The sequence below is a fragment of the Modicisalibacter sp. 'Wilcox' genome (assembly GCF_010993675.1).
Taxonomy (GTDB): domain Bacteria; phylum Pseudomonadota; class Gammaproteobacteria; order Pseudomonadales; family Halomonadaceae; genus Modicisalibacter; species Modicisalibacter tunisiensis.
In genome coordinates this window covers 133,660-143,040 of record NZ_WNXF01000010.1, presented here as the reverse complement: position 1 = coordinate 143,040, position 9,381 = coordinate 133,660, and the positions used below count along the sequence as shown (strand labels likewise).

6 protein-coding genes are annotated in these 9,381 nt (G+C 60.1%); all 6 read left to right on the top strand.

Translation table 11 applies throughout. The annotated features are described in order from the left end of the window. Positions 1–88: 88 nt before the first annotated feature. Entirely contained in the window at positions 89–688 is a 600-nt protein-coding gene (locus tag G7A98_RS10990; RefSeq protein ID WP_163649719.1) for a class I SAM-dependent methyltransferase, read from the top strand. Between the two features lie 379 nt (positions 689–1,067). Beyond that, entirely contained in the window at positions 1,068–2,582 is a 1,515-nt protein-coding gene (locus G7A98_RS10985; RefSeq protein ID WP_163649718.1) for a glycosyltransferase family 4 protein, read from the top strand. Positions 2,583–2,611: 29 nt separating this feature from the next. Then, positions 2,612–4,060 carry a mannose-1-phosphate guanylyltransferase/mannose-6-phosphate isomerase gene (locus G7A98_RS10980; protein ID WP_163649717.1) on the top strand — a complete coding sequence of 483 codons (1,449 nt, stop codon included), beginning with the start codon at positions 2,612–2,614 and terminating at the stop codon, positions 4,058–4,060. A gap of 41 nt (positions 4,061–4,101) precedes the next feature. After that, positions 4,102–6,696, top strand: coding sequence for a hypothetical protein (locus G7A98_RS10975; RefSeq protein ID WP_163649716.1), 2,595 nt, complete (start codon positions 4,102–4,104; stop codon positions 6,694–6,696). A gap of 35 nt (positions 6,697–6,731) precedes the next feature. After that, the gene (locus G7A98_RS10970) at positions 6,732–8,045 is read left to right on the top strand and encodes a hypothetical protein (protein ID WP_163649715.1); all 1,314 of its coding nucleotides are present in this window, start codon (positions 6,732–6,734) and stop codon (positions 8,043–8,045) included. 1 nt (position 8,046) lies between these two features. Further along, a complete protein-coding gene (locus G7A98_RS10965) occupies positions 8,047–9,378 on the top strand; it encodes a class I SAM-dependent methyltransferase (protein ID WP_163649714.1) in 1,332 nt (443 codons plus the stop codon). The last annotated feature ends 3 nt before the right edge of the window (positions 9,379–9,381 follow it).

Below are 9,381 nucleotides of genomic sequence, written 5' to 3'. Positions count from 1 at the left end.
CGTAGCCCGTAGCCCGTAGCCCGTAGCCCGTAGCCCGTAGCCCGTAGCCCGTAGCCCGTAGCCCGTAGCCCGTAGCCAAGGATTCCCCATGACCATGACCGCCGCCGACCTGCAGGCCCTGCAGCCGGCCATGAACGACAGCGCCCCCAGGACCTTTCTCAACGTCGGCTGCGGCAGCGCCGGCCCCGAACGCCTGCCGGAATGCCTGCGCCAGCCCGGGTGGCGGCAGATTCGCCTGGACATCAACCCCGAGGTCGAGCCCGACATCCTCGCCGACACCACGGACCTTTCCGCGGTGGAAAGCGAGAGCGTCGACGCCGTCTTCTCCTCGCACAACCTGGAACACCTGGACGACCACGCCGTGCCCACCGCCCTTGCGGAGATGCACCGGGTCATCCGCCCCAGCGGCTTTCTGCTGATCACCCTGCCGGACCTTCAGCAGGTTGCCCAGTGGGTCGCCCAGGGCAAGCTCACCGAGACGCTCTACGACTCCCCGGCCGGGCCCATCACGCCGCTGGATATCCTCTACGGGCATCGCGCGTCCGTTGCCAGGGGCAACCACTACATGGCGCACCGCACCGGCTTCGACACGCAGCGGCTCGGCCAGGTCCTGCGCGAGGCCGGCTTCGCCGAAGTGCGCGTGACCGCCGATGCGCACTACAACCTGTGGGGTTATGCGCGAAAATAACGGCAGCCAGCTTGAGGCTCAAAATGAAAAACAAGGTCTGATTACCAGCAGTACCAGCTTTATTGGCTCCGCCGTAGCACGCGAGCTGATTCACCATTTCCAGAAAACAGTCGCACACCGGTAGAATCCTCAAATGCATGAAACGGCTACTAGGCAAAGGCTCCGGCTAGATCACGTCATAAAAACGATATGGCTCACGCGACCTGACCTACAGACTCTGGCCGCTGATAACCCTGACACCTTCAAATGCTGGTTGGTAACCAGCGGTGTTCACGAATACCAGGGCCTGGCGGAGCTGCATCCAGAGGTTCCGCAAGAGATCCTAAATGGACCTGCTCCGGAAGCGATAAACGAGGTTAGACCGACTCTGACGCGCTTCATGAAAGGTCTCTGGTCACTGCGTACAGACTTGCAACATGCGTTTGACATCCAGTCGCCATCAGGCCAACGGGCTTTCATTCGCTGGTATTTCATCCAGGGTGTCGTGGAGCTCGGCCTGACATCGCTTCTAACCACGGCCCAACTTAACTGGTTGCTAAGTGCTGCGACAGGAATGCCGAGAACGCCTAACATCCTGGCACTGATCTGGAATAGCGACAGGCAACTGCAGCAGCGATACCCTGACCCCGGAGCCGAGTCACTTCGTCAGTGGACGCGCAATCAAGGAGAGGAACAGTACCCCATACTTCGTGAGCTTCGCCAGTTAGTGTCGGGTAATATTCAGTCCACACACGCCAACACAATGAACCGGAATGCGCCAGGAAGCTTGCCTTTTGGTCTCAATCTTATCGGCTATGCGCGTGGTCAGTTCGGCATTGGCGAAGACGTGCGGATGGCGGCCAAGGCCTGTTTAGAGGCCAACATTCCTTTCTCTATCTATAATGTCGAGCCTGGCAGGGAAGTCTCGCAGAACGACAGCAGCGTCGAGGCACATGTGTCCGACCATCTGCCATATACCATCAACCTATTCTGTACCACCGGCATAGAAACTGCTCGCCTGGCCGCCGTGGAAGGCCACAAACTATTTGAGCATCGCTACAACATCGGCTACTGGCCATGGGAATTACCAGAGTGGCCCCGTCAATGGCGGCATGCCTATGACCTCGTCGATGAAGTGTGGGCCTCGAGCCGTTTTGCCTACCAGGCTTTTCAAGGCTCGAGCCCCAAGCCCTTACGACACATGCCGATGGCGGTAACGACCAGTGAGACCGCGGACAAGTCTCGCGCCGATTTCGGCCTACCCAGCAAAGATTTCCTGTTCGTATTTTCATTTGACTTTCTATCAAGCCTTGCCCGCAAGAACCCCCAGGCCTGCGTAGCGGCCTTTCAGCAGGCTTTCCCGCAGGGCGACGAACCGGTGGGGTTGGTGGTCAAGGCCATGCGCGCTACCGACGACAATCCTCTCTGGCAACAGTTGCATCAGAAAGCTGCTCGAGACCGACGCATACACATAATCAATGAAACTCTGAGTCGCGGCGAAGTCCTGGACCTCTACCGCGCCTGTGACTGCTTCATTTCGCTTCATCGCAGCGAAGGGTTCGGTCGTGGTATCGCAGAATCCATGCAACTGGGGAAACCAGTCATCACCACCGGGCACTCCGGCAACATGGACTTCACCACCCCCGGCACAGCCGCTCTCGTGGACCATCACCTGACCCCACTCGGCGAAAAAGACTATCCCTTTGGCAATGGTCAATACTGGGCGGAACCACATGTTGAGAGTGCCGCCTGGTGGATGCAGCAATTACAGAGGAATTCCGAAATGAGCCACCAGTTAGCCGCACAGGGCCGGCAGTTGGTTGATGCCACTTATAGCCCAGTTGCTGTGGGGCGGTATTACCGGGAAATACTGGCCAGCTTGCCGCTTTCTTTGTTCACGACAACCGTCCAGTAACGTTCAATGACTCTCAAGGAACGGCTTTCATGAGTGCGAATTCTGCCCCTATTACCCCCGTCATTCTTTCCGGAGGCTCCGGCAGCCGGCTTTGGCCCATGTCGCGGGCCGGCTACCCGAAACAGTTTCTGGCTTTACATGGCGATGGCGGCGAAACCATGCTGCAGGCAACGGCTCGGCGCGCTCAAGGGGAGGAATTTACCGCACCGCTTCTGGTCTGCAATGAAGAACATCGCTTCATCGTCGCCGAACAGCTGCGCCAAGCGGCCATTCAGCCCAGCGACATCATTCTCGAGCCCGCCGCCCGCAATACTGCTCCGGCCGTGGCTGTGGCCGCAGCACGAATCAGCCAGTACAACCCGGAAGCCCTGATGCTGGTGATGCCCTCCGACCACGTCATCCTGGATGAACCAAGCTTTCATGATGCCGTGCAAGTGGCGGCCCGGGCCGCCGACGAGGGCGCGCTGGTCACCTTTGGGGTCACACCGGACGCTCCGGAGACCGGGTACGGCTACATCCAGCGCGGCGAGGCCTGGGCTGGTAATGCACCCGGGGTCTATCGAGTCACGCGGTTTGTCGAAAAGCCGGATCGCGACACCGCGCAGGCCTATCTCGAGGCCGGGGACTATGCCTGGAACAGCGGTATTTTCCTGTTCAGCGCCGCCACCTATCTAGAGGCGATGGCGCGCTACCAGCCCGAGATGCTGGCGTCGGTCAATGCTGCACTCGACAACAGCCAGCAGGACATGACCTTCTGCCGCCTGGACGCCGACGCCTTTGCCGCCTCACCCGCGGACTCCATCGACTACGCCATCATGGAGCGTACCGACAAGGCGGCCGTGGTGCCGGTGGACATGGGCTGGAGTGACCTGGGCGCCTGGTCGGCCCTCTGGGAGATTGAAGCCAAGGACGAGAACGGCAATGTCACCCGAGGCGATGTACTGCTGCACGAGACCCGTAACAGTTACGTGCATGCCGATCACGCCATGGTCGCCACCACGGGCGTGGAAGACCTCATCATCGTGGCGACCGACGACGCCGTGGTCGTGGCCAATCGCCACCAGGCACAGGACGTGAAGAAACTGGTCGAGCAGCTCAAGCGTGAAGGGCGCGACGAGCACAACCTGCACACCGTGGTGCATCGGCCCTGGGGCTGCTACCGCGGTATCGACCTGGGCGATCGGCACCAAGTCAAGCGAATTACCGTCAAGCCCGGCGAAAAGCTCTCATTGCAGATGCACTATCACCGAGCCGAGCACTGGATCGTGGCCAGTGGCACGGCACGTGTGACCATCGGTGAAAACAGCTTCCTCCTACGCGAAAACGAATCGACTTTTATTCCCATGGGCGAAGTCCACCGTCTGGAAAACCCCGGCAAGGTGCCGCTCGATATCATCGAGGTGCAATCCGGAAGCTACCTCGGTGAAGACGATATCGTCCGTTTCGAGGACGGTTATGGCCGAGCACCACAGCGCTGAACGTCACTTTACTGCAACACGGACAACCAAGGGCTTGCCCAATGAAGACCCTTTGCATCACGGGCAGCGCGTCGAGCCAGGAACTCGCCCACGTTGCCAAGCCGCTTTACCAGGCTGGCCTTGAACCGGCCAAAGCCCTTCAGAAAGGCGTTGCAATAGACCTGCGTGACTGGCATCGCCGCGTTTCGCCCATGCTACGCCATGAACAGCCAATAGGGCGGTTATGGGAAAAGGCAGCAGAAGAGCTACTGTTTGCCAACTTCCTGGATAAAGCTTGGGGCTGGAGCGATCCCGAAAGCCTTTGGGCGCTCGACTTCTGGGCCGATCTTGACCCGGGCATTCACTTTCTTCTGGTGTGTGAATCTCCCGAGGCCTTTCTGGCCCGCTCCATGCTGAGGGATAGCGAGCAACATCGCGAAGATGCCTATCTCGAGCAGTGGCGTACCATCCATGTCCGCATGCTGAAATTTTACCTGTCTCACCCAGATCGTTGCGTGCTGGTGGATACCGACCAAGCTGCCCGGGCCCCCCTCGCGCTTATCGAGTTGGTAAAGATGCAATGGCAATTGCCTGTTGAGCGACCCGACATCACTATAGACGTCGATATGCCAGCCGACTCCTTGAGTAGCCAACTGGCCCGCGATTGGGCTCGTGCGTGGATCGTGCAACATTCCACACGGCTGGAATCACTCCGCCTAGAGCTGGAAGCGGCCCAGCAGCCATTGAGCTCGGGGGAACCTCCATCTAGCGCGAAGACATGGCCTGATGAGCGAACCGGCGCCCCGCCATGGCCACTGCTTCTCAAGCTTTATCAGGAAGAACAAGATCAACGGACTCAGAAAAAAAGCTTGGCGCAAGCCAGAGCAGACGTTGAACAGCTCGAGACCCGACTGACGGAAGAAGACCGGGAGCGGGCCACACTTCTCACGGAAAATCGGGGGCTAAACAAGCGTCTGGCATTGGCCGAGAGCGAGCTTTCCCAGGTGCAGCAAGAGAAAAAGGGTCTGTTGATCGCGCTCCAACAGTCGCAGGAGCAGCTGGAGCAAAGTCTGAGCCAGCGCCAGGCCCAGCAGCAAGCCTTTGACAATGAGCGCGCCGACCTCATCGGTAAGCTGGAGGAATACCACCGGGATAACACGCGCATTGCAGCGCTCGAAAATGAGCTCGGCACATTGCGGCAGGAAAGCGAGAGTCTGCTGATCACGCTCCAACAGTCGCAGGAGCAGCTGGAGCAAAGCCTGAGCCAGCGGCAGGCCCAGCAGCAAGCCTTTGACAATGAGCGCACCGACCTCATCGGTAAGCTGGAGGAATGCCGCCGGGATAACACGCGTATTGCAGCGCTCGAAGATGAGCTCGGCACATTGCGCCGGGAAAGCGAGAGCCTCCTGATCACACTTCACCAGACGCAGGAGCAGCTGGAGCAAAGCCTGAGCCAGCGCCAGGCCCAGCAGCAATCTTTTGACAATGAGCGCTCAGAACTTTCCCGCAAGCTAGAGGATACTCGCCAGGAGAACGAGCAGCTGGCTCGGGCCGACCAGCACCGCCAAGCACTGGAGAAGGAACGCGACACGTTATCGGCCGATCTCAACATGGCTCGGCAACAGCTCGAAGCCGCTGGAGAGCAGTCATCTCAACTTCAGGCGGCCGAACGGGAAGCCGAACGTCTCAAACAGGAGTGCGAAGCACTGCTATTTTCGCTGCACCGAACCCAGGAAGATCTGGAGGCACAGACACGACAAGGCCATCAGCAACAGGCAACTCGGGATGAGCTTCAAAAGCGGGTAATTGCCCTGAAGCAGCGGGGTGGGGTGTTGCTGGCAGCCGATAACGTCAAGGTCAATCGCCCTACCCCCGAGCAGGTCGAATGGCGCTTCGAGAACGTGCTGATCGGCGGTGACGAACAAGTGTCGTTGGCTGTCACCGGAGCGCTCAAGCGCGGGGGGCTCGTTATCGAGGTGGCACCGGAAAGCGGCACCCCCTGGCAGCTGGAGTCCGCAGATCAGCCCAGCCTGGATTTTCTGCTGCCAGAGCAGAGGCTGGTCGCCAATGTATTGCCCGAGCTACTGCAGGGCCACCTGGCCCAGGCCGTCACGGCACCCGACAGCAAGGAGCAGTGGCAACAAGCACTGACGAAGCTGCAACAACAGCTGGCCGAGCAACCACCGCGCCTGGCCTTCGCAAAGCCCGACCTGCATCACGTGCAGATCAATCCAGATTATGAGCACTTGTGGATCACCTTGCGTCAGGCGCGATTTTCGAAGTCCGAGCCCATGGATTGGCAGTTCCGATTGTCCTGCGCCAACGTGACGCCACAGGCCTTCGGCCAGCACCCCAAGCTCGAAGTTCCCTGGCAACGACAGCAACTGCTCTCGGGCTGGTTCGATGAAAGCCAGGATGATTTCGGCAAGAAACTGGAGCTACGTTTCGCACAGCCTGAAGCCATGGACGGCGAAGTGTGGAACAAACTGCCGGAACGGGATCGGCAGCTGCTGCGCGAACTGATCCTGCAACTGCCGAGCATTCTCCAGCAACTGGAAAAAAACGGGCACTCACCGGAACGTGACTGGCCACAATGGTACCGACTGGCTGACGACATGCGGCGCATTCTGCGCGCCAATATCGCCCGGTCAGCATGACCCCCGGCCCCACCGCCCAGAAGGAATGTTCCCTCATGGATAATCACGATGGCTCACCGCGTCATTCCGTGCTGATTTATTTAGGAGCCGGTGCCAGCCCATCCCTCGAGGCCTGCATCCACATGGCTGATACCCTCTGGCTGGTGGAGGGGTCTCGCAGTCAGTTGGCCCGGCTGGAAGACGCAACGGCAGGCCTGGCGAATGTTCACACCGAACTGGCCGTGGTCGATACGGCGACCCGGTCCACCATTTTTCATGACTACAACCTGACTTCGCTCAATGGCGTGCATGAACCTGACGAGGCCGTGCAACGGCTTTACCCCGGGCTACGCTGCCTGGCGCGTGAAGAGCGCGAGGGCATCGCCGTCAGCGAACTGATGGACAATATCCTGGCGGCCCTGACGCTCGCCGACACCTGCGATGCCCTGCTAGTCATCGACCTGGGAGCGCAGACGTGGGATCTGCTGCAGACGCTGGCGCAGGGCCGCCAGTTACTGCATTTTTCCGGCATCGCCGTGGTACCGCCTCGGCGCCAGGCGTTTATGCCGGAACCGCTCGCGGCACTGCACGGTCCGGTCACGCCGCCCTTCACACTGGACTGGCTGGCTGATAACGCGCACTACTACACGCCGCATCCGCTATTACCAGAAAACTCCCGGTACGCCGCCGAGAACCAGCGACTCACACAGCGACTGGCTGTGCTGGAGTCGCACCAGGAAGAACAGGCAACCCAACTGCACCATTTGCAGCAACAGCGGGAGTCGCATACCCAAGAGCGCGACGAACTCCAGCAACAACTAAAAACCCGAACTCAGGAACGTGACGCCAACATCCAGACGAGGGAAGAAGCCGAGCATACCCTGGAACAGGCAAGGCAGAGCGAACAACAGGCCCTCCAGCAGCTTACCGAGCTGACTCGCGATCGTGACGAACAGGCGTCGCGGCTGGAAAGCCTCTTGCAGGAACGAGATGCCCTGAAGCATCAGAGAGAAGCACTCACTCAAGAGCGCGATGAGCTGTGGCACAAAGGGGAGACGCTGACTCGAGAGCGCGACGAAGCACGGCATCAGGTGAATGAACTCACCCGGCAGCGGGAAGACGCTCTGCACCAGAACCACATCAATCATGAAGCCCTGAACGAAGCGCGCCAAGCAAGCGTGCAATTGACTGAAGAACGCGACCACCTACACCAGGAACTGCAGGCTGCCCGCCAACAGGCCGAACGTCATCATCAGCAGCTGCAGCAGGAACAATGGCAGCGTCAAAAACTGGTGGAACAGGAAATGCTCAAGGCCGAAGCGCAGTTGGACCTGGTTCGCGAGATTCTGACCCACGGCAAGGACTTCTGACATGGCTCGTAAGCGTAAACGTCAGCCGCAGCCTCGCCATAGGAGGCCTAGGCAACGTTCATCAGAGCGCGATGTCGCGACTTCCAAGCGTTCTTCCGAGGCATCAACGCTGCTCGGGCGCGCCCGTACGCAATGGCTATTCGGGGAATGGCAGCATCTGGCCGAACTGACGGCCGAGCAGATTGCGCATGACGTCGAGCGAGCCCCCCTGGCGCTGCTGGTGGCCAGCGCCCACCAACAATTGGCCGATCATGATGCCACCCGTAGCTGGGCGCGGCGTGCCATCCAGTGGGGCATGGCGCCGCAAGCCGTGGCACGCCTGCTGGCCGCCGGGGTTTACAACACCCTGGGGCGCATGGCAGTTCTTCGTGATGATGAAAGCGGCATCGCGCGGCACTTCTCGGCCAGCATGCAACTTGCCGCATTGAACGACACTGATACCGCCACCCTGGTGCGGGCCCGCGCCGGGCAGGAGGCCAAGTCGCTCGGCAAGGACTTGCCCCATCTCGCCCCGCCCGGTGGAGCCGACGGAACCGACAGAGAGAGAGCCGAAGACCTCCCGCCATTACAGGATGGCTTTTACCGCGCTTTCGAGGACCGCTTTCGTGGCTCACGTGAGGAGATCAAGCGCCGCGTTCGCGTCTACCTGCCCTTCGTGGCCGCCGTGGCCGAGCGACACCCCGGGGTACCGGCACTCGACCTGGGCTGCGGGCGGGGCGAATGGCTGGAAGTTCTCAAAGATGCCGGTATCGAGGCCGAGGGAATCGACCAGGATACCGGCATGCTGCAAGGCAACCGGGAGCTCGACCTGGACGTGAAAGAAGGCGAGGCGCTGGCTTACCTACGCCAGTTACCAGATGCCAGCCGTATCAGCATCAGCCTGATGCAGGTAGTCGAACATATCCCCTTCGACGCGCTGCGCCATGTCGTCCAGCAGGCTCGGCGCGTGCTGGTGCCGGATGGCGTTCTGATCATGGAAACCCCCAACCCCGAAAACATCTCGGTGGGTAGCTGCAACTTCTACATGGACCCGACCCACCACACCCCCCTGCCGCCGCCACTGTTGGCCTTCGTGCCGGAATACTACGGCTTCGAACGGGTCAAGGTACTGCGCCTGCAGGAAGCACCCTCCCTGCATGACAAGACACATTACAACATCAACGATATTCTCACCGGGGTCAGCCCCGATTACGCCGTGCTCGCACAACGCCAACAAAAAACGACGGCCACCCCAGCCGGACAAGAGGAAACCACGGCCTGGCAAGCGAACTATGGGATATCTCTACCTGACATGTTGCAGAAACAGACTCAGGGAACCGGGAAAAGCGAGTAACCA

Coding starts and splice junctions, on each gene's coding strand:
- G7A98_RS10990 (WP_163649719.1), top strand. CDS start 89: ATGACCATGACCGCCGCCGACCTGCAGGCCCTGCAGCCGGCCATGAAC.
- G7A98_RS10985 (WP_163649718.1), top strand. CDS start 1,068: ATGAAAGGTCTCTGGTCACTGCGTACAGACTTGCAACATGCGTTTGAC.
- G7A98_RS10980 (WP_163649717.1), top strand. CDS start 2,612: ATGAGTGCGAATTCTGCCCCTATTACCCCCGTCATTCTTTCCGGAGGC.
- G7A98_RS10975 (WP_163649716.1), top strand. CDS start 4,102: ATGAAGACCCTTTGCATCACGGGCAGCGCGTCGAGCCAGGAACTCGCC.
- G7A98_RS10970 (WP_163649715.1), top strand. CDS start 6,732: ATGGATAATCACGATGGCTCACCGCGTCATTCCGTGCTGATTTATTTA.
- G7A98_RS10965 (WP_163649714.1), top strand. CDS start 8,047: ATGGCTCGTAAGCGTAAACGTCAGCCGCAGCCTCGCCATAGGAGGCCT.